The sequence below is a fragment of the Streptomyces sp. NPDC107471 genome (genome assembly GCF_055582845.1).
In genome coordinates this window covers 420,094-445,470 of sequence record NZ_JBVJPC010000005.1, presented here as the reverse complement: position 1 = coordinate 445,470, position 25,377 = coordinate 420,094, and the positions used below count along the sequence as shown (strand labels likewise).

Annotated in this window: 26 protein-coding genes and 1 pseudogene; 10 read left to right on the top strand and 17 right to left on the bottom strand. The window is 72.0% G+C overall.

Features of this window, described 5'->3' with window-relative positions:
• Positions 1 to 16: 16 nt before the first annotated feature.
• Together ACZ66S_RS19475 and ACZ66S_RS19470 are read right to left on the bottom strand one after the other, a co-directional pair.
• Positions 17 to 1,270 (bottom strand): acyltransferase family protein, encoded by a 1,254-nt coding sequence (locus tag ACZ66S_RS19475; RefSeq protein ID WP_469902741.1) that lies wholly within the window; start codon positions 1,268 to 1,270, stop codon positions 17 to 19.
• 580 nt (positions 1,271 to 1,850) lie between these two features.
• On the bottom strand, positions 1,851 to 2,072 hold the full coding sequence (locus ACZ66S_RS19470; protein ID WP_469902740.1) for a hypothetical protein: 222 nt from the start codon (positions 2,070 to 2,072) through the stop codon (positions 1,851 to 1,853).
• Between the two features lie 185 nt (positions 2,073 to 2,257).
• Between ACZ66S_RS19470 and ACZ66S_RS19465 the strand changes: the two genes are divergently transcribed.
• Positions 2,258 to 2,524, top strand: a complete 267-nt coding sequence (locus ACZ66S_RS19465; RefSeq protein WP_469902739.1) for a DUF6959 family protein — start codon at positions 2,258 to 2,260, stop codon at positions 2,522 to 2,524.
• A gap of 51 nt (positions 2,525 to 2,575) precedes the next feature.
• On the opposite strand, the gene ACZ66S_RS19460 is transcribed toward ACZ66S_RS19465, so the two are convergent.
• From ACZ66S_RS19460 to ACZ66S_RS19445, 4 genes and pseudogenes are all read right to left on the bottom strand, one after another.
• Positions 2,576 to 3,106, bottom strand: a complete 531-nt coding sequence (locus ACZ66S_RS19460; RefSeq protein ID WP_469902738.1) for a TerD family protein — start codon at positions 3,104 to 3,106, stop codon at positions 2,576 to 2,578.
• A gap of 121 nt (positions 3,107 to 3,227) precedes the next feature.
• A complete protein-coding gene (locus ACZ66S_RS19455; protein ID WP_469902737.1) occupies positions 3,228 to 4,031 on the bottom strand; it encodes an inositol monophosphatase family protein in 804 nt (267 codons plus the stop codon).
• Positions 4,032 to 4,106: 75 nt separating this feature from the next.
• Positions 4,107 to 5,336 (bottom strand): sensor histidine kinase, encoded by a 1,230-nt coding sequence (locus ACZ66S_RS19450; protein ID WP_469902736.1) that lies wholly within the window; start codon positions 5,334 to 5,336, stop codon positions 4,107 to 4,109.
• 112 nt (positions 5,337 to 5,448) lie between these two features.
• Positions 5,449 to 7,632: pseudogene (locus ACZ66S_RS19445) on the bottom strand (MMPL family transporter); the annotation flags it as partial.
• 240 nt (positions 7,633 to 7,872) lie between these two features.
• Between ACZ66S_RS19445 and ACZ66S_RS19440 the strand changes: the two are divergent.
• Positions 7,873 to 9,486 (top strand): alpha/beta hydrolase, encoded by a 1,614-nt coding sequence (locus tag ACZ66S_RS19440; RefSeq protein WP_469902735.1) that lies wholly within the window; start codon positions 7,873 to 7,875, stop codon positions 9,484 to 9,486.
• A 122-nt stretch (positions 9,487 to 9,608) separates the two neighbouring features.
• Here ACZ66S_RS19440 and ACZ66S_RS19435 read toward each other — a convergent pair whose 3' ends face one another.
• Positions 9,609 to 10,223 (bottom strand): phosphoribosylanthranilate isomerase, encoded by a 615-nt coding sequence (locus tag ACZ66S_RS19435; RefSeq protein WP_469902734.1) that lies wholly within the window; start codon positions 10,221 to 10,223, stop codon positions 9,609 to 9,611.
• A gap of 127 nt (positions 10,224 to 10,350) precedes the next feature.
• On the opposite strand from ACZ66S_RS19435, the gene ACZ66S_RS19430 reads away from it, so the two are divergent.
• Positions 10,351 to 11,961 carry a carbohydrate-binding protein gene (locus ACZ66S_RS19430; RefSeq protein ID WP_469902733.1) on the top strand — a complete coding sequence of 537 codons (1,611 nt, stop codon included), beginning with the start codon at positions 10,351 to 10,353 and terminating at the stop codon, positions 11,959 to 11,961.
• A gap of 40 nt (positions 11,962 to 12,001) precedes the next feature.
• Here ACZ66S_RS19430 and ACZ66S_RS19425 read toward each other — a convergent pair whose 3' ends face one another.
• From ACZ66S_RS19425 to ACZ66S_RS19415, 3 genes are read right to left on the bottom strand one after another with little or no spacing between them, the layout of a single operon-like run.
• Positions 12,002 to 12,322: an antibiotic biosynthesis monooxygenase family protein gene (locus tag ACZ66S_RS19425; RefSeq protein ID WP_469902732.1), complete on the bottom strand. Its 321-nt coding sequence runs from the start codon at positions 12,320 to 12,322 to the stop codon at positions 12,002 to 12,004.
• A 36-nt stretch (positions 12,323 to 12,358) separates the two neighbouring features.
• The gene (locus ACZ66S_RS19420; protein WP_469902731.1) at positions 12,359 to 13,345 is read right to left on the bottom strand and encodes a CU044_5270 family protein; all 987 of its coding nucleotides are present in this window, start codon (positions 13,343 to 13,345) and stop codon (positions 12,359 to 12,361) included.
• Positions 13,342 to 13,971 carry an RNA polymerase sigma factor gene (locus tag ACZ66S_RS19415; protein ID WP_469902730.1) on the bottom strand — a complete coding sequence of 210 codons (630 nt, stop codon included), beginning with the start codon at positions 13,969 to 13,971 and terminating at the stop codon, positions 13,342 to 13,344. Before ACZ66S_RS19415 ends, ACZ66S_RS19420 begins: the two co-directional genes overlap by 4 nt.
• Positions 13,972 to 14,056: 85 nt before the next feature.
• On the opposite strand from ACZ66S_RS19415, the gene ACZ66S_RS19410 reads away from it, so the two are divergent.
• Positions 14,057 to 14,404, top strand: a complete 348-nt coding sequence (locus tag ACZ66S_RS19410) for a hypothetical protein (protein ID WP_469902729.1) — start codon at positions 14,057 to 14,059, stop codon at positions 14,402 to 14,404.
• Positions 14,405 to 14,555: 151 nt separating this feature from the next.
• Here ACZ66S_RS19410 and ACZ66S_RS19405 read toward each other — a convergent pair whose 3' ends face one another.
• Together ACZ66S_RS19405 and ACZ66S_RS19400 are read right to left on the bottom strand one after the other, a co-directional pair.
• On the bottom strand, positions 14,556 to 15,215 hold the full coding sequence (locus tag ACZ66S_RS19405; RefSeq protein WP_053851547.1) for a response regulator transcription factor: 660 nt from the start codon (positions 15,213 to 15,215) through the stop codon (positions 14,556 to 14,558).
• The gene (locus ACZ66S_RS19400; RefSeq protein WP_469902728.1) at positions 15,203 to 16,408 is read right to left on the bottom strand and encodes a sensor histidine kinase; all 1,206 of its coding nucleotides are present in this window, start codon (positions 16,406 to 16,408) and stop codon (positions 15,203 to 15,205) included. The genes ACZ66S_RS19405 and ACZ66S_RS19400 overlap by 13 nt, the downstream gene beginning before the upstream one ends.
• Before the next feature lie 182 nt (positions 16,409 to 16,590).
• Here ACZ66S_RS19400 and ACZ66S_RS19395 point away from each other — a divergent pair, with 182 nt between their 5' ends.
• Complete coding sequence (locus tag ACZ66S_RS19395) at positions 16,591 to 16,749, top strand: hypothetical protein (RefSeq protein WP_469902727.1); 159 nt, start codon at positions 16,591 to 16,593, stop codon at positions 16,747 to 16,749.
• 6 nt (positions 16,750 to 16,755) lie between these two features.
• On the opposite strand, the gene ACZ66S_RS19390 is transcribed toward ACZ66S_RS19395, so the two are convergent.
• Positions 16,756 to 17,850, bottom strand: a complete 1,095-nt coding sequence (locus ACZ66S_RS19390; RefSeq protein WP_469902726.1) for a sugar ABC transporter substrate-binding protein — start codon at positions 17,848 to 17,850, stop codon at positions 16,756 to 16,758.
• Between the two features lie 50 nt (positions 17,851 to 17,900).
• Positions 17,901 to 18,611: a DUF4328 domain-containing protein gene (locus ACZ66S_RS19385; RefSeq protein ID WP_469902725.1), complete on the bottom strand. Its 711-nt coding sequence runs from the start codon at positions 18,609 to 18,611 to the stop codon at positions 17,901 to 17,903.
• Positions 18,612 to 18,796: 185 nt separating this feature from the next.
• Between ACZ66S_RS19385 and ACZ66S_RS19380 the strand changes: the two genes are divergently transcribed.
• Both ACZ66S_RS19380 and ACZ66S_RS19375 read left to right on the top strand, forming a co-directional pair.
• Positions 18,797 to 19,192, top strand: a complete 396-nt coding sequence (locus ACZ66S_RS19380) for a luciferase domain-containing protein (protein ID WP_469902724.1) — start codon at positions 18,797 to 18,799, stop codon at positions 19,190 to 19,192.
• Between the two features lie 20 nt (positions 19,193 to 19,212).
• Entirely contained in the window at positions 19,213 to 19,584 is a 372-nt protein-coding gene (locus ACZ66S_RS19375) for a DUF6479 family protein (RefSeq protein WP_469902723.1), read from the top strand.
• A gap of 60 nt (positions 19,585 to 19,644) precedes the next feature.
• On the opposite strand, the gene ACZ66S_RS19370 is transcribed toward ACZ66S_RS19375, so the two are convergent.
• Positions 19,645 to 20,106: a DUF7144 family membrane protein gene (locus ACZ66S_RS19370; protein ID WP_469902722.1), complete on the bottom strand. Its 462-nt coding sequence runs from the start codon at positions 20,104 to 20,106 to the stop codon at positions 19,645 to 19,647.
• Positions 20,107 to 20,255: 149 nt separating this feature from the next.
• On the opposite strand from ACZ66S_RS19370, the gene ACZ66S_RS19365 reads away from it, so the two are divergent.
• Positions 20,256 to 20,714, top strand: coding sequence for a hypothetical protein (locus tag ACZ66S_RS19365; protein ID WP_469902721.1), 459 nt, complete (start codon positions 20,256 to 20,258; stop codon positions 20,712 to 20,714).
• A gap of 24 nt (positions 20,715 to 20,738) precedes the next feature.
• Here the strand turns inward: ACZ66S_RS19365 and ACZ66S_RS19360 are convergent, their stop codons facing one another.
• Complete coding sequence (locus ACZ66S_RS19360) at positions 20,739 to 21,419, bottom strand: DUF6445 family protein (protein WP_469902720.1); 681 nt, start codon at positions 21,417 to 21,419, stop codon at positions 20,739 to 20,741.
• A 251-nt stretch (positions 21,420 to 21,670) separates the two neighbouring features.
• Here ACZ66S_RS19360 and ACZ66S_RS19355 point away from each other — a divergent pair, with 251 nt between their 5' ends.
• Entirely contained in the window at positions 21,671 to 22,432 is a 762-nt protein-coding gene (locus ACZ66S_RS19355) for a DUF4142 domain-containing protein (protein WP_469903026.1), read from the top strand.
• A gap of 2 nt (positions 22,433 to 22,434) precedes the next feature.
• Here the strand turns inward: ACZ66S_RS19355 and ACZ66S_RS19350 are convergent, their stop codons facing one another.
• On the bottom strand, positions 22,435 to 24,108 hold the full coding sequence (locus tag ACZ66S_RS19350) for a glycoside hydrolase family 13 protein (RefSeq protein WP_469902719.1): 1,674 nt from the start codon (positions 24,106 to 24,108) through the stop codon (positions 22,435 to 22,437).
• Between the two features lie 272 nt (positions 24,109 to 24,380).
• Between ACZ66S_RS19350 and ACZ66S_RS19345 the strand changes: the two genes are divergently transcribed.
• Positions 24,381 to 25,325, top strand: a complete 945-nt coding sequence (locus tag ACZ66S_RS19345; protein WP_469902718.1) for an LAETG motif-containing sortase-dependent surface protein — start codon at positions 24,381 to 24,383, stop codon at positions 25,323 to 25,325.
• The last annotated feature ends 52 nt before the right edge of the window (positions 25,326 to 25,377 follow it).

The window sequence follows — 25,377 nt, the reverse complement described above, 5'->3', positions numbered from 1 at the left end:
GCCCGGCGTCCGGCCCCTACGTCGCCGTCGCCGTCGTCGGCGTCAGTACCGGGCCCCGGGTTCGGGGCGCGTGGGCCCTGCGCAGGAACGGCCTTTCGATCGCGTAGTAGGACAGGAGGGCCATGAGGAGGGTCAGGAGCACCGTGGCGCTCAGGCGGCCTTCCTTGACGCCGAGGGAGGCGAGGAGACGTACGACCGGGTAGTGCCAGAGATAGATGCCGTAGCTCAGGTTGCGGCCCACCCAGGACAGCGGGGTCAGGGCCAGCAGGCGGGACAGGCGGTCGTCGGGGCGTAGTTCCAGGGCCGTGACCAGGGTGGCGGAGAGGGCCGCCACCGCGAGGAAGCCGGCCGTGTACCACGCGGCCGTCCAGGGGCCGAGGTCCTCGGTGACCGGCACCTGCCAGGCGACCAGGCCCAGCAGGGCGAGGGCCGGCCAGGCGAGGCGGGCGGACCAGGTGCGCAGGAGGGCGAGGCGCGGGTCGTCGGAGCGCAGTCGGGCGAGGGCCACGGCGACCAGGGCGCCGGCCAGGAGCTGGTCGGCGCGGGTGTCGGTGCCGTTGTAGATGCGGTGGGCGGCCTCCGGGGTCCACAGGACGCAGCGCCAGAGCAGGGGGAGCACGCACAGGGCCGCCGTGCACAGCAGGACCGTGCGGGCCCGCGCCCACCGCAGCAGGACGAGCAGGACGAGCGGCCACAGGAAGTAGAACTGCTCCTCCACGCCCAGGGACCAGGTGTGCGCGAGCGGGCTGGTGAGGTCGGAGTAGGGGCCGGACTCCGTGGCCCGTACGACGTTGGTGAGGAAGAGGGCGGACAGGCCCGCCGCCTGGAGCGAGCCGTCGAAGCCCCACAGGGTGGTCACCGTGCCGAGCAGGGCGCAGACCGCGCACAGGGCGAGCAGGGCGGGCACGAGCCGCAGCCAGCGGCGGCGGTAGAAGGACATGAGGGAGATGCCGCCGCGGCGGACGTACTCGGCGATCAGCAGGCGGGTGATGACGAAGCCGCTGATGGTGAAGAAGACGTCCACGGCGACCGCGCCGCCCGGCAGCACGTCGGGCTCGACGTGGTGGACGATGACCAGCGCGACCGCGAGGGTGCGCAGTCCGTCCAGGCCGGTCACCCGGCCGGTGCGGGAGACCGCGGACGGAAAACCCCGGCTCGCACGGGGTGCGACCGGGGCCGGAGGTCTGCGGACGCCTGCCGCGGTGTCCGCTTTCCCCTGTCCTTCCTGCTCCGTTTCCGCCACGGCTGTCGAGTCCGGTGCCTTCGCCATGAAAGAGATCTCTTCTCACCTGCCCGCTGAATCGAGTAATCCCGGTGCGCCTAACCGGAAATCACGCTCGCATGCGTCTCTGGGCAACGGCTGTGCCGGAGCACGGCTTCGTCACAGGGTGCGCACAGGCGTGCTGCCGGGGCATGGGGCGGGGGAAGGCGGGCGCGGCGAAGAGGCGGCCGGCGGAGGTGCGGTCCCGTCTGTCGGGCGGGTGCGTCACCTGGGCGGGCGGGTCGGTCGACGACCCGGCGGCACCGGCGGGGTCCGGGCCCCTGGCCGGCGCGTACGGCGCGAGCCAGGGGGACGGCGCGAACCCGGAAGCACGAACGGAAACGACTACGGAAAGGGGCTCATCAGGCAGCACTGACCAACCTCACCGCACCATCGGTGAGGGTCGTACCCGGGCGAGGGGAAGCTAGGCCGCTTCCGGCCGGGGGAAGGTCTCGTCCTCGTCGTCCCCGAAGTCCGGGGCCTGGAAGGGGTTCGTGGTGGGGGGCGGCAGGGCCGCGGGGGTGCGCTGGGGCTGCCCTTCGGGGGCGGAGAACAGCGAGGTCAGATCGATGAGAGGGAGTCCTTTCTCCTACAGCTTGGTCATCTTCGAGTACGGGCTCAGGATCCGCATCTGCGACGAGCCGAAATCGACGACAACCGCGATTCCGTCCTCGACGCCGATCACGCGGCCGAGACCGTACATGTCGTGTGTGACCTGGTCGCCCACGGCGAAGTGCTTGGGAGCGGGTGCGACCGGTGCCTTGAAGGGGCTGGTGGGCAAGTGACGCTTCGGTGCAGCAGGCTTTGTCATCCTCCTCAGTATGCGCCCAAGGCCGCCCGCCCCGCGCCGTCCGCCCAGGACCGATACGAACACGCAACGGGCCGCACCCCCCGGAGATCACCGTGGACGGCCGCGCCAGGGGCACCACGACCGCCCTCGGGGCCCGGCCGAGCCTCGCTCTTGAGCGCAGGCGAGTGCCGGGGTTGGATGACCCGATGGAGCGCGTCGAAGCGGAACTGTTCACGCCGGGCGGCAACAACGCCGTGGTCCGCCTGCCCGGCCGTCACTTCCCCGGGGTCCTCGTGCAGGGCGACTCCCTGCGCGTCCTGCGCGGCGAGGTGGCCGAGATCCTCGCGGCGTGCGAGCGGGGCGAGCCGGGAGAGGCCGCCGACACGGCCGGCCTGCTCCTGAGCGGCCTCGACGATCTCCTGGCCGGTTACGAGGCGGCGCTCGCGGACCACGGGATCCGGCGCCCGTACTGAGGGCCGCCGACAGGGCTCGGGCACCCGGGGCGGGCCCGTGTCAGGTGCGTCTTATTGTCGTGGGGCGCCCATTTGTGCCATGAAGCCCGCCGGGTTGCTGTCGAAGCCATGGATCAGTGCCGCGTGGTGCCAGGCGCCGGAGGAGTCCCTGGTGAACTCGGCGACGGTGGCGGCCGTGGCGTCCGCGACGGCCGTGAAGTCGTCGCTCAGCAGTCGCCGGTAGCCCTCGACGACGAGCACCCCGGCGTGGGACAGGTCGCCGAAGGTGCGGGGCCCGCCGTCCTGGTGGATGGCGACGCCGACCACCACCCGGCCGTAGGCGGACGACAGCCGCTCGAACTCCAGCTCCATCACCTCGACGTAGCCGAGGCCGAGGCCGGTCTCGCTGTGCCGGGTCATGTTGATGGTGCCGTCGGGTGAGCGGCTCTCGGTGTGCACGACGTACTCCGGCGGCCCGTACGGGTCGCCCGCCGCGTAGGTCGCGGCGATGATGTCGAGGTGCCGGGCCGGTTCCCCGTAGGGGCTGGGGTCCCACTTCAGCCGTACCTGGACCCTGCCAAGACCCGCGCCATCGCCATGCATCAAGCCGCTCCCCGTCGGAGTTCCCCCCGGGACTCTCCCGCTTGCTGAAGTATGTGCCGCGATCGGCCCGATGATGCCTCGCCGACGGTTGTCTCCTGGTCAGGTCTCGTCCAGGAGGTCGTCAGCCCGCCTCCGCGCCCGTCCGGCGCCAGAGGTCGGCCGTCTCCTCGGCGGCGCCCGGTGCGACCAGCAGCAACGGCTGGTTGTGGGCGGGGAGTTCGGGCAGCGCCACCGCTCCCGCCTCCCGGGCGATGAGCAGCGCCGGGAGTCCGTCGACCGCGTGGAACCCGCCGATCGCCGCCGCGGTGGCCCGGCCGGCCGCGACCTGCGCGAGGGAGAGGGCCGTCGATCCCATCACCCGCACCGTGCAGTGCCGGTCGGCGAGTTCGGCGAGGAGGGCGTCCAGGCCGGGCCAATGGGCGTGCGCGGCCCACTCGGTGAGGAAGACATGGCCGGTGAGGGTGGTGTGGGCGGCCGCGTGCACCCGGGTGCCGTTCAGATACGCCCCGCCGCCCCGGACCGCGGTGAACGTCTCGCCCCGCCAGGGGTCCGCCACCACACCGAGCAGCGGGGTGCCGTCGGCGGCGGCCAGGCCCAGCGAGTAGGAGCACCAGCCCAGCGCGTGGGCGTAGTTGGTGGTGCCGTCGACCGGGTCGACCACCCAGTGCGGGGCGCCCGGGGCGCCCTGCGTGGTGCCGTACTCCTCGCCGACGATCCCGTGGTCGGGGAAGGCCCGCCGGAGCACCTCGCGGGTGTGGGTCTCGACCGCCTCGTCGGTGGCGGTCACGATGTCCGCGGGCCCGTCCTTCTCCCGCACCGCGGCACCCGGGTCGCGGGGGCGCCGGATCGTCTCCGCCGCCCAGGCCGCGAGTTCCGTCGCGACCTCCAGTGCCCGGTCGAGATCCACGTCAGCCATGCCGGCCACCCTACGGCCGCCGGGCCCGGTGTCCGGCGACCTTCCGGTGAACCCCGGATGATCCCTGGCCCGCCGCGCCGCCCCTCACTCCGGCTCGTCCCCGCTCACGGAAGGCTGGAGCGGCAGCGCCGTACGCACCTCGAAGCCGCCCCCGGGCCGCGGCCCGGCCCGGAACTCGCCGCCGACGGAGTAGGCGCGCTCGCACATGCCGATCACGCCGAAGCCCTTGGGGGGGCCGGCGACGAGCGGGACGGGCGGGCCCTCGTCGGTGACCGTGATGAGCAGCCGGGCACCGGAGTAGACGAAGCGGACGTGCGCGGTCTGGGTGGCCGCGTGCTTGGTGACGTTGGTGAGCGCCTCCTGCACGATCCGGAAGGCGGTCAGGTCCACGCCCGGGGAGAGCGGCTGCGGCTCCCCCTCGGTGCCGACGGTGACGGTGATTCCCGCGGACGCGCACGCGGAGACCAGTTCGGGCAGCCGGGCGAGCCCGGGCGCCGGCTCCAGCGGGGCCGCGCCCTCGTCGCCGGTCCGCCGCAGCAGCCCGACGGTGGCCTTGAGCTCGCGGAGCGCGGAGGACGTCGTACCGGTGAGGTCGTGCAGGATCTGCCGGGTCTGCCGCGGGTTGGCGAGTGCGAGGTGCTCGGCGGTGCCAGCCTGGGCGTTGGCGAGGGCCAGATGGTGGGCGACGACGTCGTGCAGCTCGCGGGCGATCCGCATGCGTTCCTCGGTGACCCTGAGCCGCGCCTCCTCCTCACGGGTGCGCTCGGCGTGCTCGGCGCGGGCCTGGGTGGCCTCCAGGTAGGCGCGCCGCAGCCGGGTCATGGTGCCGGCGGCCAGCGGGAGCAGCAGCCAGAAGACCGGGCCGATGGTCCGCAGGATCAGCGACACGTGGTCCATGGAGTCGGAGAAGGCGGCCGCGAGGGTCAGCATCGCCATGGTGGGCAGGCCGTAGGCGCGGATGGTGGTGCGCTCGGTGAGGGTGGCCAGCCAGTAGAGCGCCGCCATGACGGGGCCCAGCAGCAGCGGGGTGAGGAGGTACCCCTGCGCGATCACGACCGTGGCGCAGACCGCGTTCACCACGACCGTGCTGCGCGGGTGGGTGCGGTGCTTGAGCAGGGCGAGGCAGGACACCCCCATGAGGATCACGGCGACCTTGTCGTCGTCCGGTGGTGCGGCGCCCGGGATCGTGAGCGAGGCGCCGAGGGTCGCGGAACCCATCAGGGCGAGGACCAGGGAGAGGTCGACGAGGAAGGGATGGCGTTCCGAGAACTCCTCCAGGCGGTCCGTGTAGCGCCGTTCCGGGCTGGTGGTCATGGTGTTCTCCGGTGGGTGGTGTCAGGGACCCATGGTGAGCGAACGGGGCCGCCCGTGTCGTACGGCGACACGGGCGGCCCCTGGTGGGGGGTGGGTCAGACCCGGGTTCCTGGCCGGCGGGCGCGGCCTCGGGGGTGTCGGCGGCCCGGGTGAGCGCCTCGCCCTCGACATCCACCCGGGGCAGGATCCGGTCCAGCCACGTGGGCAGCCACCAGGCCCGGTCGCCGAGCAGCGCGAGCACGGCGGGCACCAGGGCCATCCGGACCACGAAGGCGTCGAGCAGGACGGCCGCGGCCAGGCCGAAGCCGATCATCTTGATCATGGAGTCGCTCTCGCCGATGAAGCCGGCGAAGACCGCGATCATGATCAGGGCGGCGGCCACGACCACCCGGGCGCTGTGCCGGAATCCCGAGGTGACGGCCTGGTGGGAGGTCTCGCCGTGGACGTACGCCTCGCGCATCCGGGAGACCAGGAAGACCTCGTAGTCCATGGCGAGGCCGAAGACGATGCCCACCAGGAAGATCGGCATCAGGCTCATGATCGGGCCGGTGGTCTCCACGCCCAGCAGTCCGGCGCCGTGCCCCTCCTGGAAGACCACGACGACCGCGCCGAGGGAGGCCAGGACGGAGAGCAGGAAGCCGAGGGCCGCCTTCAGCGGGACGAGCAGGGAGCGGAAGACCACCAGCAGCAGTACGACCGCGAGGCCCACCACGACGATCAGGTACGGCACCAGCGCGGACTGCACCTTCTCGGAGATGTCGATGTTCAGGGCGGTGGTGCCGGTGACCTCGAAGGTGGCGCCGGTCGCGGACTCGACGCCGGGGCGCTCCCCGCGGATCGTCGTGACCAGGTCCTTGGTCCTCTCGTCGGTCGGCGCGGTGGACGGCACGACGGAGAAGACGGCGGTGTCCCCGGTCGCGTTGAAGCGCGCCGGGGTGACGGACACGACCCCCTCGGTCGCGCCTATCTCCTTCGCGATCGTCGAGGCCGCGCCCTTGGCGTCGTCGTCGCCCTTCGCGTCCACCACGACGGTCAGCGGGCCGTTGAAGCCCGGCCCGAAACCCTCGGCGAGCGCGTCGTAGGCCCGGCGTTCGGTGGTGGAGGTCGGCTTGGCCTCGTCGCCGGGCATGCCGAGCTGGAGGGAGGTCATCGGCAGGGCGAGGGCGCCGAGGCCGACCACGCCGAGCAGCAGCACGGGCAGCGGGCGACGCAGCACGAACCGGGCCCAGCGGGTGCCGCCGTTGTCCTTGTCCTCCGCTCCGAGGCGGCCTTCCCTGCGGTCCTTGCGACGCAGTACCGCGTTCGGCCAGAAGCCGAGGACCGCCGGGACCAGGGTCAGCGCGACGAGTACGGCGACGACGACCGCGCCGGCCGCGGCCAGGCCCATCTTGGTGAGCATCGGGATGCCGACCACCGAGAGCCCGGCCAGGGCGATGACGACGGTCAGGCCGGCGAAGACGACCGCGGAGCCGGCCGTGCCGACCGCGAGGGCCGTCGCCTCCCCGGGCGCCCGGCCGTTGGCGCGCTCCTCGCGGTAGCGGGAGACGACGAACAGGGCGTAGTCGATGCCGACCGCGAGGCCCAGCATCATCGCCAGGGTGCCGGTGGTGGTGGACAGTCCGAGGGCGTCGGACAGGGCGAGGATCGTGGCCATGCTGACGCCGACGCCGATGAGCGCGGTCAGCAGCGGGAGTCCGGCGGCGGCCAGGGAGCCGAAGGTGACGAGGAGGACGACCGCGGCGATGGCGACCCCGATCACCTCGGCCGCGCCGCCCGCGCCCCCGCCGTCGTCCATGGCGGTGCCGCCGGCGTCGACGGTCAGTCCGCTGTCCCGGGCCCGGTCGAGGGCCTGCTCCAGGTGGTGCCTGCTCGCGTCGGTCAGGTCGTTGGAGGCGACGTCGTAGGTGACGGTGGCGTACGCCGTGGTGCCGTCCGCGCTCACCGCCTTCGCCTGGAACGGGTTCACGGCGGACGCCACCTGCGAGCCGTCGGCGAGGTCGGCGACGGTCTCCTCGACGGCCTTCCTGTGGCCGGCCGCGGTGACCTTCTCGCCCTTCGGCGCGACGAAGACGACCCGGGCGGTGGCGCCGTCGGCCGTGGCCCCGGGGAAGCGCTCCTCCATGAGGTCGAACGCCTTCTGCGACTCGATGCCCGGCATCGAGAACCCCTCGTCGGCCGCGCCGGGCGCCTTCAGGGCACCCAGGCCGACGGCGGCCAGGACGGCCGCCCAGACCAGGGCGACGTACCAGCGTCGCCGGAAGGCCAGGCGGCCCACGCGGTAAAGGAAAGTAGCCACGGCGGGGGATCTCCACATCTGGTGCCGAACGGTCCCCCCAGGCTGTCCGGACGAGGGCGCCGATGTCGTCATGCGCCTGCCGACACATCCCCGTACTCAGAACGCAGTACGCGGCGCCTCCCGGGTAGGCCGCCGGGACTACCGCCGGCCGGCGGGAACCGGGGCGGTCGTTTTTCTGTGTGTTCTCAGTGAGACGACCGATTCTCTGAGGCTTGACCAGCCCAAGGGGGAACAAGAGCAGTGAAGTTCAGACGACTCAGACTCACCGGAGCCGTGGTGAGCGCGCTCGCCGTGGCCTGGACCGCGTCGCCGGTGTCGGCGGCCGCGCAGGACACCCCGACCGTGCCGCCCCCGACCGTGCCGACCCTGACCTGGTCGGACTGCCAGGGCGGCTTCGAGTGCGCCAACGCCCAAGTGCCCCTGGACTACCGGGATCCGCAGGGCAGGACCCTCACCCTGCCCGTGATACGCAAGCCGGCGGCCGACCCCTCCCGGCGCAAGGGAACGCTGTTCCTGCAGCCCGGCGGCCCCGGCAACTCCGGTGTGGACTTCGTGCGCAACAACTACGCCGACCTCCCGGCCGAACTCCGCGACGACTTCGATGTGTTCGGCTACGACGTGCGCGGCGTCGGCCGCAGCTCCCAGGTCGTGTGCTGGGACGACCCGACCTACACCGCGGCCGTCACCGCCGCCAGGGGCGTCCCGGGCCCCGACGCCTACGAGCCGGCCGTCCGGCAGGCCGCCGACTTCGACCAGGCCTGCCAGGACAACGCGGGCGACCTGCTGCCGTACATCGGCACCCAGTACGTGGCCCGGGACATCGACCTGCTGCGCCAGGCCCTGGGCGAGAAGCAACTGACCTACTACGGGCGCTCGTTCGGCTCCTACATCGGTACGGTCTACGCCGCGATGTTCCCCAAGCGGGTCCGCGCGCTCGCGCTCGACGGGGCGTACGACCCGGAGCACTACACGAACCGGCCCTACGCCTACGACCGGCCGCAGTACCTCGCCCTGGACGGCGCGATGAGCCGCTTCCTGGACTGGTGCAAGGCCGACCAGGCGACCTGCGGCTTCGGCGACGGCGACCCGCGCGGGGCGTTCGAGAAGCTGAAGGCCGACCTGGACGCCAACCCGGTGCCGACGGCCAACGGCGGGCAGGCGAACGGCTACACGCTGGTCTACCGGCTGATGTTCAACATCAACGAGGGCAAGGTGATCTGGCCGTCCTTCGGCGAGGCCCTGCGCAAGGCGCAACAGCGCGACACCACCTCGTTCCTGCTGCGGCCGCCGTCCCCGGCCAGCTTCGACTTCCTCAACCCGAACGTCGCGGTCGAGTGCGTCGACAAGAAGTACCCGTCCGACCCGGCCCTGCTGAAGCGCCAGGTCACCACCAACGCCAGGCTGGCCCCGCTGCTGGGCCCGGCCATGGCGTACGGCCCGCCCACCTACGACCACCAGCACGCCACCGCGTGCGTGCAGTGGAAGGGCGAGCACACCAGCCGCTACGCCGGGAACTTCCACGCGAAGGGCTCCGCGCCGATCCTCGTCGTCGGCAACACCGGTGACCCGGACACCCCGTACCAGGACGCGGTGGCGCTCTCCCGTCAGCTCGACAACGGCCGTCTGCTCACCTTCGACGCGGAGGGGCACACCGCCTTCAACCGCAGTGCGTGCGCGACGGACGCGATCACGGACTACCTGGTGGACCTGAAGGTCCCGGCCCGCGGCACGACCTGCGCGGACGAGACCCAACCGCCGTCGTCCGAGCCCACGGTGGCGCCGCCCGGCACCACGCTCACGGAACTCCGCAACGGCGTGAGCGAGCGGGTCGACCACATCGGCTCGCTGCGCTGACCGCGTGAGAGGGCCCGGGTCTCTTGGGGGAGGCCCGGGCCCTGCCACGTCCCGCCCTCAGGGGCGCGGGGAACTGCGCGACCAGCCACAACACACCCGGCACCCGGCACCCGGCGATCAACTCACCCCGTCGCCGCACCCGCCCGAGCCGCCTCCACGAACGCCGTGATCAGGGCCGGGTCCTTCACACCCCGGCTCGCCTCCACGCCACTCGACACGTCGACACCCCAGGGCCGGGTGACATCCACCGCCTCGCCCACGTTCTCCGGCGTGAGCCCGCCCGCGAGCAGCCACTTCTCGCCCGCCCCCGCGACCTGCTTGCGCGACCAGTCCCACGCGATGCCAGAGCCCGGCACCGGCGCGTCGAGGAGCAGCATGTCCTCGCCCAGCTCCCCGCACCGCGGTACGGAGTCGCCGAACGCGGCCGCGCGGATCAACGTCCAGCCGCCACCGGCGAGTTCGGCGTAGTAGTCGCGGTCCTCGGGCCCGTGGAGCTGGACCGCCCCGATGCCAGACTCGACGGCCGCGGAGCGGACGTGGTCGAGGGGTTCACGGCGGAACACCCCGACCGTGAGGACGCTCTCGGGGACCCTGGCGGCCAGCCGTGCCGCGGTGGCGGGGTCGATGCGGCGCGGACTGTCGGAGAAGACGAACCCGATGGCGTCGGCGCCGGCCTCGACGGCCGTGTCGACGTCCTGCTCGGTCCTCAGGCCGCAGATCTTCACGAAGAGCGTCATGCCGCCCACCGTATCCAATTCGTATGTGTGAACAACGATCACATACACAACCGTTGACGCGACCATGGCAAGCGCTTACCTTCCGAACGATACGTGCCCCCGTCGCCGCACACCATGGAGACGAACGATGCACCTGAGACCAGTCATCGCATCCGTCGGCCTCATCGCCGGCACGCTCGTCGCACTGTCCGGCACCACCGCCCAAGCCGCCACAACCCTCCCCCACTCTCAACTCCGTTCGAGCGGGGGGACCCCCATCGAGGCCGAGACACCCCCCGCCATCTGCACCGGAGCCGTCGAGACGGAGTACGCCGGCTACTCCGGCAGCGGATTCTGCAACGGCACCAACGCCACCGGCGCCTACGCCCAGTTCACCGTGTCCGCCTCCGCCGCGCAGACCGCGACCCTGAGCGTCCGCTTCGCCAACGGCACCACCACCGCACGCCCCGCGGACATCATCGTGAACGGGTCGACGGTGTCGTCGGCATCCTTCGAGTCCACCGGCACCTGGACCGCCTGGACCACCAAGACCCTCACCGTCCCGCTGACCGCGGGCAGCAACACGGTCCGGCTCAACCCGACCGGCGCGAACGGCCTGCCCAACGTCGACTACCTGGACGCCGAGACGTCCGGCACCACCACCCCGCCGGCGAGCGGCGCCCTGTACGTCTCACCGAGCGGCACCGACAGCGCGGCCGGTACGGTGACCGCGCCCACCACGCTCACCTCGGCGATCGGCCGCATCTCCGCCGGCGGCACGATCTACCTGCGCGGCGGGACGTACGCCTACTCCTCGACGGTGACCGTCCCGGCCGGCAGCAACGGCACCTCCGCCGCGCGCACCACGATCTCCGCCTACCCGGGCGAGACCCCGGTGCTCAACTTCGCCGCGCAGAGCGAGAGTTCGTCCAACCGCGGAATCCAGCTCAACGCGGACCACTGGAAGATCTACGGCCTGGTCGTCGAGCACGCCGGGGACAACGGCATCTACATCGGCGGCAGCAACAACGTCGTCGAGCGCACGGTGACCCGCTTCAACCGGGACACCGGCCTCCAGCTCGGGCGGATGGCCTCCTCCACGCCGGCCGCCCAGTGGCCCGCCAACAACCTGATCCTCAGCTCCGAGTCGCACGACAACGCCGACTCCGACGGCGAGGACGCCGACGGCTTCGCCGCGAAGCTCACCACCGGCACCGGGAACGTGTTCCGCTACACCGTCTCGCACCACAACATCGACGACGGCTGGGACCTCTACACCAAGACCGACACCGGCGCGATCGGCCCGGTGACCGTCGAGTACTCCCTGTCCTACGACAACGGCACGCTCAGCGACGGCTCGCAGGCCGGCAACGGCGACCGCAACGGGTACAAGCTCGGCGGCGACGACATCGCGGTCAACCACGTGGTGCGCAACAGCATCGCCTACGCCAACGGCAAGCACGGTTTCACGTGGAACAGCAACCCGGGCACCATGACGGTGTCGAACAACGTGTCCGTCGACAACACCGAGCGCAACTTCAACTTCGACGGCGGCACCTCGGTGTTCCGCAACAACACCTCGTGCCGCTTCAGCAGCGGGACGAACGACCGGATCATCGGCGACTCCGACAGCTCGAACCAGTTCTGGTCCGGCACCAACGGATCGCGCTGCTCCTCCTACTCGGGCGCCCTGGGCTGGTCCTTCGCCTCGAACGGCAGCCTGGTGGTCACCTTCGGCGGCAAGCAGGTCACGCTGTAGGACGCGGGACCCCGGGCGGTGTGCCCGGGGTCCGCTCAGCTCACTGCCTGGGCGCGGCCTGCTGCACGACCTCGAAGCTCCACAGCGTCGAGCCGGTGGCGGCGGGCTTGGGACGGCCCTGCTCGCCGCCGCCCCCGTGCGCGGCCTGCGACATCCCGGACATCCACTTCTGGAAGTCCTCCTCGCTGCGCCAGCGCGTGTAGACGAGGTAGGTGTCGGTGCCCTCGACGGGACGCAGCAGCTCGAACCACTCGAAGCCGTCCGAGTTCTCCACGCTGCCCGCCCGGGAGGCGAACCGCTGCTCCAGCGTCTCGCGCTGCTCCTCGGGGACCGTGAGTACGTTGATCTTGACGATGCTCATGGCAGCCATTGTGCGCCGCGGGGCATCAACGGGACGTCAGCGGGACGCGGCCCGGGCGGGCACCTCGCCCTTCCTGTCGACGACGGCGGTCTCCATCACGGCGCTGGTCCCGGCGAGGGTCTCGGTCGTGATGCCCCGGTCCGGGTCGGTGATGTAGAAGCGGGAGCCGAGCAGTGCCAGGGTCTCCTTGTCGAAGATCCACTCGTCGCGGGTCGCGAAGCCGGTGTCGTCGAGGGTGATGGCGATGCCGTGCCGGCCGGCCGCGTCGACGGCGTCCGGGATCTCCCGCACCCCGGGCAGCCGGGCGGCCGCCCGGTAGAAGGCGGCGGTGTTGGCGGGCGGCATGACGGTGCCGCTGATCAGGTTGCCGATCAGGGAGAACACCGCCTGGTCCCGCGACTCGCCCTCGACCGGCCTGGCCTCCTCGTAGAGCCGGTGCAGCAGCGCGTCGGGGTCGGTGGGCAGCGAGGCCAGCCACCGGTAGGTGGGATGGAAGACGCCCGCCGGGACGGCGTCGGCGGTCTCGACCGGGATCAGTTGGCCGGGCATGATCGCGTCCTTGCCGCTGGCGCGGAGCCAGCCGGTGACCTTCAACGGGCCGGGGTCCTGGGCGGTCCAGCTCTCCTCGGTGTGCAGGGCACCGAGCCGCACCGGGCCGCCGAAGCTGCCCGTGTTGGAGCGGTCCAGGGTCCTGACGTACACGAACTGGTCGTCCCGCACCCGGATCGTGTCGCTCGCCATCGCGGCCGTGGCGATCCGGTTCAGAGTGCCGGAGGCGCCGGCGGCCGGGGCCTGCGGCGACTGTCCGCCCGTGGTCAGCGTGGTGAGCAGGGCTCCCGCGAGGGCCGCCGAGACCAGCGGGACCAGCACGGCCGGCCGGGCGAGCCGACGCCGTACGGAAGGCTTCGCGGCTCGGTTGTTGTCGTCGTCGATGCGCTGCATCAGTACGTCCTTGAAGTGACGGTGACGCTCCGGCGGGAGGTCCCACTCCGCTGTGGCCAGGAGTTCCTCGGCCTCGTTCATGGGGTCTCCTCCTTCAGGAACAGGGCCGCGAGCGCGGCCTCGCTCTCCATCTCTCCGTGGGACGGCGGCGGTTCCGCCTGTGCGCTGAGCCGGGCCAGCCGGGCCCGGGCCCGGGACAACCGGGAGCGCACGGTGCCGACGGGCACGCCCAGGGCCTCGGCGGCCTGCCGGTAGTCGAGCCCGGCCGCCACGCACAGCGCGAGGACCTCACGGTCCTGGCGCTTGAGCCGGCCCAGCGCCTGGTGCACGAGGGCCAGTCGGCGGGCGTCGTCGATCCTGCCCGCGGTCTCCTCCGCGAAGTCCTCGACCGGGCGCGGCTGCGGACTGCGGGCCAGGAAGGCGAGCCGCCTGCGCAGCCCGCGGTTGGCGTTGTACGCCTTGTGCGTGGCGATCCCCAGCAGCCAGGGCTTGAGCGAGCCGCCCTCCGCCTCCACGGTCTCCCGGGTCCGCCAGGCGGCCAGAAAGGTCTCGGACATGGCCTCCTCGGCGTCCGCCCAGTTCCCGGTCAGCCGCAGGGCGTGGTTGTGGACGGCCCGCGCGTACAGGTCGTACAACTCCCCGAAGGCCGCCCGGTCGCCGTCCCGGATCCGTGCGCGTGACGGTTCCACCGCCTCTGTTTCCCTCACACCCGTGACGCTCCGCTCCCCTGTACCGAGTTCCTGTGCGCTGGATCACACGACGGGTTTCGTGGAGCACATACGCTGCGGTCCCATGGAACAGCGCGAGGTCATGCAGAACGTCGTCGGCATCCTCACCGAGGCACTGGAGATGCGGCGGCAGGTCCGCGAGCATCCCGACCAGCAGGTCTCCCTGACCGGGGCCGTCTCCGCGCTGCTCGTGGAGACCCTGCCACGGATCCAGCTCCCGGCGGACGCCAGCGGCCACGCGGCGGCGGACGCGGTGGTGGAGGAGCTGGGGCCCGCCATCGCGAGCATCGCCCACTGCTTCGCGTTCGCCTTCGTCCAGTTGGCCGAGGCCCACGACGAGGGCCGGGCCGAGACCTCCGCGGAGGTCCTGCGGCACATCTCCCTGCGGTTCGCGGGCGGCACACAGCAGTAGCCGCGAGCAGCCTCACGATTTTCCGCGGCGATACGACATCCGATCCGGGGCGGGCGACGAACAGCACCAGGGGAGGCACCGCGACGGGCCCCCGGGACGACGAGGGAGGCCCCGGGAGCCCGTTCGCGAGCGGTGACCGCGGATCGCCTCCCTACGACAGCCGCCGCGCGTCCTCCAGGTAGTGCAGTACGGCCGCCACGCGCCGGTCGACCTGGTCCGTCGGCGAGAGATCGAGCTTCGCGAAGATGCTGCGGATGTGCTTGTGGACGGCCCCGTCGGTGACGAACAGCCGCTCCGCGATCGCGCTGTTGCCGAGCCCCTCGGCCATCAGCGCGAGGACGTCCTTCTCGCGCGGGCTGAGCCGCTCCAGCCGTACGTCCTTGCGGGACCGCGTGAACAACTGGGCGACCACCTCGGGGTCGATGGCGGTGCCGCCGGACGCCACCCGGCGCAGTGCGTCGAGGAACTCCTCGACCCGGCCGACCCGTTCCTTGAGCAGATAGCCCAGCCCGCCGACCCCGCCGGTCAGCAGCTCGGTCGCGAAGCTCTGCTCGACGTAGGCGGACAGCACCAGGACGGCGAGGTCGGGCCTGCGCCGCCGGGCCTCGACGGCCGCGCGGACCCCTTCGTCGGTGTGCGTGGGCGGCATCCGCACATCGAGGATGGCCACGTCGGGCTTGTGCGTGTCGATGGCGTCCAGCGCCCCCTCGGCGGAGTCGGCCGTGCCGACCACGTCCAGCCCCTCGGCACGCAGCAGCAGCGCGAGGCCCTCCCGCAGCAGGGGGTCGTCCTCGGCGATCACGATCCGCACGGCAGGTCCACCTCCAGGGTCGTGGGGCCGCCCGGCGGACTCGTCAGGCGGAGGGTGCCGTCGTGGGCGGCGACACGGCGGCGGATGCCGGAGAGGCCGGATCCGCTGTGCTCGTCGGCCCCGCCCCGGCCGACGTCCGTGACCCGCAGCCGGAGCGTGGGACCGGGGGCGCGGACGGTGACCGCGGCCCGGGACGCCCCGCTGTGCTTGGCGATGTTGGTGAGCGCCTCGGCGACGACGAAGTACGCGGTCGCCTCGACGGAGGCGGCACACCGCCGTGGCACCTCCACGTCGACCGCGCAGGGCACCGCGCTCTCCGCCGCGAGCCCCGTGAGCGCGCCCGCGAGGCCACGGTCCGCGAGCACCGGCGGCAGGATGCTGCGGGAGACGGTCCGCAGTTCGGCCAGCGCCTGTTCGGCCGCGGACTGGGCCCGCTCCAGGAGTTCGTCGGCGCCCGCGGGGTCGCGGGCGACCATCCGGCGGGCGGCCCCGAGCAGCACGGTCACCGTGACGATCCGGTTCTGGGTGCCGTCGTGCAACGACCGCTCGATGCGCCGCAGTTCGGTGGCGTGGGCGTCCAGGGCGGCGGCCCGGGTCGCGGTCAGCTCGGCGACGCGCAGCGAGAGGTCGGCGTCGGGACCGGCCGCCAGGAGCCGGCGCCCCGGGTCCGCCTGGAGCCGGGCCAGGCCGGGCGTGAGCCCCAGGATGATGGCGATCCAGCCGACGCCGAGCAGGCACACCGCGAGGGCGTCCGGCCAGGAGTGCGCGACCCCGATCCCGATGGACGTGGCGGTCGCGTCCTTGGGGGCGAACCGCCAGTACAGCGGGAACAGGGTGTCCCGCAGGGCGAGCACCGGCAGCACGAAGCCGAGCAGGCCCAGTGGCAGGCCCACCGCCAGGTGCCGGACCAGCCACAGCAGTTCGCGCCGGGTCACGGGGTCGGCGAGGGCGTCCCGCAGCCGGGCCGGCGGCGGCGCGGGGGCGATGACCTCGGGGCCGTGGCGGGTGAGCCGGACGCGTTCCATGCCGGCCAGGGCGTGCAGCACGCGCACCCCGCCGGGCGCCAGCACCAGCCACAGCAGCACGAACGGGGCGAGGACGGCCGTACCGAGTCCGGAGACCAACTGGCCGAGTGCGGCGGCCGCGGTCGTCGCGGTGCCCACGACGAGGCCCCTGACGTCGGCGGTGGCCATGCGTGCCTCCTTCGGGCCGGAGGACTTCGACCCTAGGCGGAGGCCGGGTGCTCCGACAGGCCGGGAGGCGGAAAGTACAGCCTGCTGTACCCCGGACCGGGCTGAGAGCTGGATCGTCCGCACGGGACGGGGCTCATAGCGTCGTTCCCACCGAAGAGAGACCGACCGTCCTGGGAGTTCCCGTGAACCTTCTGCTCTGGCCCCTGCTCGTCCTCAGCGTGCTCGGCAACGCGGTGGCGTCCTTCACCCCGGCCGACACCACCGTCCACCTGGCCTTCGGCACGGTCACCGCGCTGACGGCCACCGCTCTCGTCGTACGCCGGGTGCGCACCGGCCCTTGAGGAACGTCACTCGAGGCCGATCGCCGCACAGTCCGCCGCGTAGGCGGCCGTGCAGATCTGCCCCACCGTGTAGACGTCGTCCTTGATCACCGTCTGCTCGATGTTGTCCCGGGTCAGGGCGACCACCGGGACCAGCAGCGAGGGAATGTCCCGCTGGGTGGGGCTGTCGACCTTGTCTCGGATCAGCGCGTCGAACTGGAGGTCGCGGCCCTGGACCTTGTACACCGCGATCTGCGCCGCGTTGGTCGCCTCCAGCAGGAACGACTTGTACACGGTCATGTACTGCTCGCCCGAGACCACCCGCTGCACGGCGGCGAGGCTCGCGTCCTGCCCGGTCACCGGCGGGATCTTGGTGGCCCCGGCCTCCTTGAGCTCGTCGATGACCGCGCCCGCCATGTCGTCGTTGGCCGAGTACACGGCGGCGATGCGGTTCAGCCCGACGGAGGCGATCGCCGCCTTCATGTTGGCCTTGGCGACCGACGGCAGCCACTCCCGGGTGTCGTACTGCTTCGCGATGACGACCTTGCCGTCCAGCTCGTCCAGCGCGCCCTTCTTGAACAGCGCGGTGTTGGGGTCGGCGGGCGAGCCGTTCATCATCACGATCTTGCTGGTCTCGGCCTTGGTGCCGAGTGCCTCCACGACGGCCCGGCCCTGCACCTCGCCGACGAGTTCGTTGTCGTGCGAGACGTAGGCGTCGACCGGTCCCCGGGCGAGCCGGTCGTAGGCGACGACGGGTATGCCCGCGTCCTTCGCCTTCTGGACGTCCGGCCCGATCGCCTTGGCGTCGACCGCGTCCACCACGATCACGTCCACCTTGTCGGCGATCATCTGCCGGAACTGCCGGCTCTGCCGCTGCGCGCTGGCCCCGGCGTTGGCGTAGCTGACCTTGCCCTTGCCGTGGGTGAGGGCCGCCACCTCCTTCTTGATCAGGGGGTGGTCGAACCGGTCGAAGCGGCTGGTGTCCCGGTCGGGCAGCAGCAGACCCAGGGTGATGTCGTCGCCCTTCCTGGGGCTCACCGAGGTGTCGCTGTCACCCACTCCGCAGGAGGTGAGCAGAAGGGCCGACACACAGACGGCCATGACGGAGGGGACGGTACGCATGGCGATCCTGGGGGTGGGGGGCTGTCACGTAGGCGCAACAGTAAGTGCCCTCAATCCCGAACAAACGCCCTGACGTCTTCCTTCAAGGGATCATCACCCGGCGCACGCAACCGGCCCTCGATGTGCAGAAGTTGTACGTCGGTCAGGGCCCGCACCATGAGGATCCCGGCCACGGCCGCGCCGACCACGGCGAGGTCGGCGACCAGCAGCGTGGTCACGCCGTGGTAGGCGCGGGCGATCACGTCGTCGGTGTCGCCGTCGTACATCAGCCCCACCCCGGTGACCATGCCGAGCAGCCACAGCGCCCACCACACGTTCACGACGGCGGGCAGTCGCCGGCCCGGGGCGCTCTTGCGGTGGACGTCGGCGACGAGGCCGCGCGGGATCCAGAGGTTGGCGACGGGCACGACCCAGGAGGCGTAGACCCAGATCCCGGCGTAGCGCGCGGGCTCGCCGGACAGGGCCCGCGCGTTGTCCCGCATCCGCCCCAGCCAGCCGACGAACAGGGCCGCGCACAGCAGGGTGAGGACGCTTCCAGCCGTGCTGACCAGGTGGTACGAGTCCTCCAGGGCATTCAGCGGCCGGTGCCGGCCCTGCCCCTGGTCCGGCGGCCCCGCGGCCGGCTCCCCCGCCACCGCGAGCCGGACGTGCCACACGGCCCGCAACGCCCACGCGGCCCCGGCGAGCCCGAGCCCGGCGACGGCGAGCCGAGCGGAGCCGCGCACACCGCACAAGGCGGGCGGAACGGTGTTCTCACTCACGGAGTCCCCCTTCGAAAGAACCGATGCACCCCGTCATCGTCGCGAACCCCGGGATCGGTTCACGCAGAGGTGCCCGCAAGTGCGGTTGCGGACCGGCCACTTGCGGGGCGCCGGCCCACCTCACGCCCCGGTTACGTTTCGCTCAACCCCTGGTTGCCGGACGATGAGCGGGCGACGATGGCCACATGACTCTGGCCGAGCGCGCCCTGGAGCGCCTGGAGGCGTGGTCCGACCTCAGTACGGACCTGCCGAGCTGTGGAGCGGGCCTGGCACTGCGCTCCGCGCACAGCGAGATCGTGCACTTCCACCCGGGGCGGGACGTGGACCTGCACCTCACCGAGCCGGCCATCCGCAGAATCCACGACGACCTGCGGGAGTCGACCGCGGTGCGGCTGCTGCCGGGCTCCCGCTGGGTCACCGTCCACCTCGACTGCGAGACCGACGTCGACCTGCTGATGAGCCTGGTCAGCGTGGCGCTCAAGGCCCACCAGGCGGGTCCCCCGCCGGTCGGCCCGGCCGCATGCAACTTCCACCGGGTCACGGTGGTCCCCCGGGACGACTCCTTCGCGCCATTCCGGTGAAATTCGGCGATAATCGGTCCATGAGTACGGCGACGTATGTCCTGGCGGCCACGTCGAGCGAGGTACTCAACGTGATCGCCGCCTTTGCCGGTGGGTTGTTCATCGCCGGCGCGCTGGTGTGGGCCGTGCAGTTCGGCATGCGGGTCCAGGAACGGGAGCTGCCGCGGCCGCTCAGCGACGAGCAGCCGCATCTCCCGGAGACCGGACCGATCCGTGAGATCCGGGAGATGCGGGAGCCGGACGAGCTGCCGGCCGCCGCGGAGGGGCAGGAACGGCTGATGCCGTACCAGCTCCATCACTCGGGAAGCAGACGAGGAAAGGACCAGCACCGCAAACGCTGGCTGCCCGGCTCCAGCGGCGGCTTCGGCAGCGGCGGCCTCGGGCACGTGTGACCGGGGCGGCCGTCCGCCGCCCCGGCCCCGGGTCCTCCGGCGGGTCCCCCGCCCGGAGGGTCAGGCCCGCATGCCCGGCCGGTACACCGCCAGCGCCCAGATGACGAAGAAGTCGAGGCCGATCATGATGACGGACCAGACCGGGGCGTAGGGCAGGAACAGGAACTGGGCGAGCATGCTCAGCGAGGCGAGGAAGATACCGGTCATCCGCGCCCAGGCGGCGCCCCGGAGGATGAACGCGCCCGTGACGGCTGCGAGGACGCCCAGGCAGAGCAGGACCACGCCCCAGCCGGTGAGGCTCATCTTGTAGACGTAGTCGCCGACGCGGGTCCAGACGGCGTCCTTCGCGAGCAGGGAGATCCCCTGGAAGATCGCCAGGATGCCGTTCATCAGCATCAGCACACCGGCGAAGACGACTCCGCCGGAGGCCCACGCGGCCTCGGTCGGCGTGGGTCCGGGGCCCGGGGTCGGCGTCGGCGTGGTGCCGGCGGACGGCTGGGTGGCGTGCGGTTGCTGCGTCATGGCCGTGTCCCACCTTTCGTGGTCGATGTGCTTCGACCATCGGGTGCGGTGGGTCCGGCCACCACGGGAGTGGGCCGAACGGGTGACAGGGGGCGTGCGGCCGCGCCACGGGGGACCTTCACTGGAGTAATCCGCACCCGGGAGGCGAGATGACCCGCTGGACGACGGCCGCACTGCTGACGGCCCTGGCCCTCACCGGCCTGACCGGCTGCTCCGACGACGACAGCCCGTCCTCGGTGGCGAGCAAGGTCGCGTCGGCCGCCTCGCGCGCCGGGGACGCCGTGTCGTCGGCGACGGCGGAGGCGGGCAGGCGGTTCGACGACATCAGGAACGGCGTCGACGCCAAGGACGACGTGCGGCTCGGCAGCCCCGCGACCGCCTCCGACGGCCGTACGACGGTGGCGGTCACCGTGGCGAACAGCGCGGGCTCGGCGAAGTCCTTCGCCGTGCAGGTCGACTTCACCGACGGGACGGGCAAGCTGCTGGACGTCGTGGTGGTGACGGTCCAGGACGTCCCGGCGGGCGGCTCCGGGAAGGCGACCGCCCGCAGTACGCACGACCTGTCGGGTGAGGTGCGGGCGAAGGTGTCCCGCGCGGTGCGCCACTGAGGCGTCAGCGACCCGCGGCGGGCGTCACGCCATCCAGAAGAAGACGGCCGTCATCCGCTTCTCCTCCAGGGTGCCGCCGCAGTAACCGGTCGCGCTGTGCAGGAGGTTGGCGTGGTAGAGGAGCAGCCGGTTGTGCCTGTGCGGCACCCGTACGTCCTCCTCGAAGGCGTCGGGCGCGACGAACCGGGTGCCGAGGGCCTCGACGAGGTTGTTGTGCGGGGCCTGCACGACGTTGCCGCCGAGCCGCCCGCCGGGCAGGGACTGCCGGTAGAAGCTGGTGCCGCAGTCCTTGGGCACGCCGGGGTTGAGGTACAGCACGGCGGCGTACCGGCACAGCGCCCGGGAGTCGGTGTGCGGCCGGGGCTCGCTCTCGCCCTCCCCGACGACCTGGACGCAGTTGTGGTTGAGGGTGCCGCCGCCGGGCACCTGCTGCACCCAGAGCCTGCCGGCCCCGGTGGCCTTGCGCACCAGTCGCTCCACCACGGCGAGTTCGGCGGGTTCGAGCCCGGGCATGGCCCGCAGCCCCGGCCAGGTCTCCGAGGTGTACGGATGTCCCCGCACCCAGTCGTCCTTCGCGAGGCAGCGCTCCCGTACGGCGTCGGCGTCCGGGAGCACGTCGTCGATCACCCAGTAGTCGCGGCCCTTGGTGGGCTTGCGGTACGGGAGGACGGGCAGGGGCCGCTGTGACCGTGGTGGCATGGACATGCTGCGAATCTAGGTCCGGGGCCCGTCAGGTCTCTCCCGCGATTTCCCCCGGACTTCCCCGTGAACCGGTCAACGAACGGTCAACGGGCATCATGAGGCACCGCTCTGACGGGGCGTGGTGTGAGCCCGGTCATCCTGTGGGGAGACGATGAACATCCGCGCCCCCCGGTGCGTACTCCTGTGCGTCCGACCCGCCTCCCGGCGGGGACCCCGACCGGGCAGGAGGCACGGTGCCACTCTCGCGCAACGCGATGGGAACGCTGTTTGTGGGCGGAGCCCTGACATTGACCCTCGGTGCTCTCGCGTATCCGTCGATGCTCGGTGTGAGCACCGTCTCCAGCGCGCAGGACAGAGTCATCGCGCAGACGCAGTGGGGCCCGCTGACCGAACTGGACCGTGACTTCGTCGTCAAGGTGCGGGCGGCCGGTCTGTGGGAGTACCCGCTGGGGCAGGTCGCCCTGCAGAAGGGGACGACCCCGGAGGTGAAGGAGGCCGGGCGCCACCTCATCGACGGTCACGCGGCCCTGGACGCCGCGTGCCGCAAGATCGCGCCGATGCTCAACATCACCATCCCGAACGTGGCGAGCCCGCAGCAGGTCGGTTTCGTGAACCAGATCGAGTCGAGCAGCGGCCAGCAGTTCGACACGAACTTCGCCAACATCCTGCGGGTGACGCACGGTTCGATCTTCAACACGATCTCGAAGGTCCGCTCCACCACGAAGAACTCGCTGGTGCGGTCGCTGGCCGACATGGCCAACGACACGGTGCTCGACCACATGACGGTCATGGAGAAGACCGGCTTCGTCAACTTCGACCAGGCCCTCTTCATGCAGACCACACCGCCGAAGCTGCCCGACGGCGACCTGACGCCGCCGGTCCCGCAGCCGGGCGCGCCGATGGTCGTGCTCACCCCGCCGGCGAACCCGACGTCGACGCCGCTCGCGGTCCCGGGCGAGAACGCGAACGGCGCCACTCCGGCGGCGGGCGCGACCCCGACGCCGACCGTCGGATAGCGCTAGCCCAGCCAGGCCGTCGTGTCCGGACCCAGCAGCCCGTCCTCCAACGGGCCGCTGGTCAGGAGCACTTCTCCGGGCGGCAGCGGGACGGTGGCCTCGGACAGGTTGGCGACACACCGCCAGCCCTCGTGGCGGACGAAGTCCAGCACGCCGTCCGGAGCCGGGTCCGTCCAGGTGAGCTCCTCCCCCTGGAGGAGCTTGCGGCGCAGGCGCAGGGCGGTGCGGTACAGCTCCAGCGTGGAGCCCTCGACACCGTCCTGGGCCTCGACGGCGTACTCGGCGAACCACTGCGGCTGCGGCAGCCAGGCCCCGCCCGCGCCGAAGCCGTACGAAGGACCGCTCCGGGTCCACGGCAGCGGCACCCGGCATCCGTCGCGCCCCTTGCGGACCCGTCCCGTCTGTTCCCAGATCGGGTCCTGGAGCACCTCGAAGGGCAGGTCGGCGACCTCGGGCAGCCCGAGCTCCTCGCCCTGGTAGACGTACGACGACCCCGGCAGCGCGAGCATGAGCAGCGTGGCCGCGCGCGCCCGCCGCAGCCCCCGGGCGGGGTCGATCCCCGGGGCCCGGCCGCCGGACAGCAGCCAGGCGTTCTCGTCGGTGCCCGGCGGGAGGACGAGGCGCGAGGCGTGCCGTACGACGTCGTGGTTGGAGAGCACCCAGGTGGCCGAGGCGTGGGCCGCGCGGGCGGTGGCGAGGGAGTCGGCGATGACGCGGCGCAGCGCCCCGGCGTCCCACGCCGTCTGGAGGTACTCGAAGTTGAAGGCCTGGCCCAGTTCGTCCGCGCGGGCGTACCGGGCGCGGCGGGCGCCGGGCACCCAGGCCTCGGCGACGGCCATGCGGGGCGGGGAGTAGGAGTCGAGGATCGTGCGCCAGTCGCGGTAGATCTCGTGGACCTCGTCGCGGTCCCAATAGGGGTGGGTGCCCGGCGGCAGGTGGTGCAGGGCCTCCTCCGCGACGCCGGGCAGCCCGCCGAGGTCGCGCAGCGGCTCGGTGAGGTCCTTGGCCAGCGCGTGCGCCACGTCCACCCGGAAGCCGTCGACCCCGCGGTCGGACCAGAAGCGCAGGGTGGTGCGGAAGTCCTCGCGGACCTCGTGGTGCGACCAGTCGAGGTCGGGCTGTTCGGGGGCGAACAGATGCAGGTACCACTGCCCGTCGGCGACCCGCTGCCAGGCGCTGCCGCCGAACACGGACTGCCAGTCGGTGGGCGGCAGTTCGCCGTGCGCGCCGCGGCCGTCCCGGAAGACGTACCGCTCGCGGGCGGCCGACCCGGGTCCGGCGGCGAGGGCCTCCTGGAACCACGCGTGCCGGTGGGAGGTGTGGTTGGGGACGAGGTCGACGATCACCTTCAGGCCGAGCCGGTGGGCCTCGGCGACCATGGCGTCGAAGTCGTCGAGGGTGCCCAGGCGGGGGTCGACGCCCCGGTGGTCGGCGACGTCGTAGCCGCCGTCGGCGAGTTCGGAGGGGTAGAAGGGGCTCAGCCACAGGGCGTCGGCGCCGAGGCCGGCCAGGTGCGCGAGGCGCCGGGTGACGCCCCGGAGGTCGCCGAGACCGTCACCGTCGGCGTCGGCGAAACTGCGCGGATAGACCTGGTAGACGACGGCCTGCCGCCACCAGTTCGGGTCGTTGCTGGAGAGGTCGGGCGAGGGGTCGGGCGTGGTGGTGCGGGAGGTCACGCGGGCTCCTCTGCGATGCCGGTGCGGTACGTGCCGTCCATGAAGGCGACAAAGGGGATATCTGTCCACCTCACCGGAAATATGAACCTGGGGTTTTCCGGAGCAGATCGTTCCCTGTGTGTCGAAATTGTGATGACCCTTGAACGGGCCTTGTATCACCGCAGGTTGACAGCATTCCGCAAGGAGATCCACGATGTGCTAACACCGTGGCGCATGTGACCTATGGGCCCAGTGTTTCTGAGACCACTCACTCTCATCCTGACGGGATACGTATGTCCATAGCGAGACGTGTCACCATGCGGCGCCTGTTGGGGACGGGCGCCGCGACGCTCGCCTTCTCCGCTGCCCTCGCCTCCGTCGCCTCCGCCTCCGACTGCCCCGGCGGCAAGGGCTGGCAGGACGGCGGAAGCTACAAGCCGGGTACGGGCGCCGGCTCGAAGACCGAGACCGACCGCTGCGAGTTCTCCCTCGACGGCAAGAACTTCTTCGCCTCGGTCAAGGTCGACGACCAGAACCTGAAGCCGACCGACGACGGCAAGGTCCACGTCAAGGTCCGTGCGGCGGGCGACGCGTCCACCTGCACCGCCTCCCTCGCGTCCTACCTCGCGCACGGCCCGACGTTCGCCACCTCCGGCGAGCAGGTCTTCCACGACTTCGACACCGTGACCGTCAAGGCCGGTGCCGTCGACTCCCTCGACATCTCGATCCCGGACCTCGGCTGCTACGCGCAGATCGACCTCTACCGGGGCAACACCAAGTTCGACGGCAAGCTCGACGCCAAGGACGGCCTTCCCCACGGCGACCTGCCCAAGGGCCCGGACCACCCGGTCATCAAGGACAAGCTGATCGCGGCCTGGAACGGCGGCACGAAGGACTGCACGACCACGCAGACCACGCCCCCGGCGACCCCGCCGGCCGAGGAGAGCACTCCGCCGGCCTCGGAGTCGACGCCGCCGGCGTCCGAGTCCACTCCGCTGGCGTCCGAGAGCACGCCCCCGGCCTCCGAGACCCCGGGCACGGACACCCCGACCCCGTCCGCCTCGGAGTCCACCACGACTCCGGCCGCCCCCACGCCGAACGGCGGCGGCGGTGACAACCTCGCCGAGACCGGCGCCAGCAGCAACACCCCGCTGATCGCGGGCGGTGCCGCGGTGCTGCTCGCGGGTGGCGCGGGCATCGTGCTCGCCACGCGTCGCCGCAAGGCCTCGCGCGCCTGATCCGCTCCTGGAGGGCCGTCCCACCGTTCGCGGTGCGGGCGGCCTTCCGGCG